We start from the raw sequence: 702 nt of genomic DNA on the forward strand, positions 1-702 counted from the left end.
GCAAACGGCAAAAAGTGTATTTAATCTAGACAATGCCACTGATGGATGGTTAAGGGGAGCAGGAATGAAAGTTGATTTCGCTACAAACCCAGGTTTTTTGATAGCTAAGAACGATGGAAAACACAAACAACCAAGTGTTAAATTGGACGCTGCAAAATTTTATATTCAGGCTGGTGATGGTGTTACACATAAAAACAGGTATCTACATCTACGATTTAGAAACCTTCCCGGTGGACAAGCAAATGAAATTAGGGTTGTCTTCAAAAAATCCTCAGACGCCAATGCTGACAAATTCGTGAATCATAATAATTCCGCTAATGCTGTTGGTGGCGTTACGCCTCCTTATCCTACTACTACCTTTACTACCATAACTCTTGATATGGCAGAAGGGGCTACTCCTGCCGCAACAGAATGGAAAGGCCAAAAGAAAATTGACATTAGGTTTAATATACTTACTAGAGCAGCCTACACAGGTGATGTTGAGGTTGACTATATCATTTTTAGTGATGATAAAGTTTTACCCGTAACACAGCAACCTTAGACAATTCCATAAACGAGAATTTCCGGTACAAAGATTAGGATTCAACAAAAACGAAACAGAATTAACTAAAATCAAAACCCGCTTTAGTTGATCACTGCTATATTAGCTATATAAATTTATCCAATTATTTAAAATCAAAAATTATGAAAAAAAGACTTTTA

At 36.3% G+C, this 702-nt stretch carries 1 protein-coding gene; it reads left to right on the forward strand.

The features are described from left to right. Positions 1-541: hypothetical protein (locus B176_RS21105; RefSeq protein ID WP_040539733.1), on the forward strand; the 541-nt coding region annotated here is incomplete at its 5' end. Between the last annotated feature and the right edge of the window lie 161 nt (positions 542-702).

The sequence above is a fragment of the Pedobacter arcticus A12 genome (assembly GCF_000302595.1).
GTDB lineage: Bacteria > Bacteroidota > Bacteroidia > Sphingobacteriales > Sphingobacteriaceae > Pseudopedobacter > Pseudopedobacter arcticus.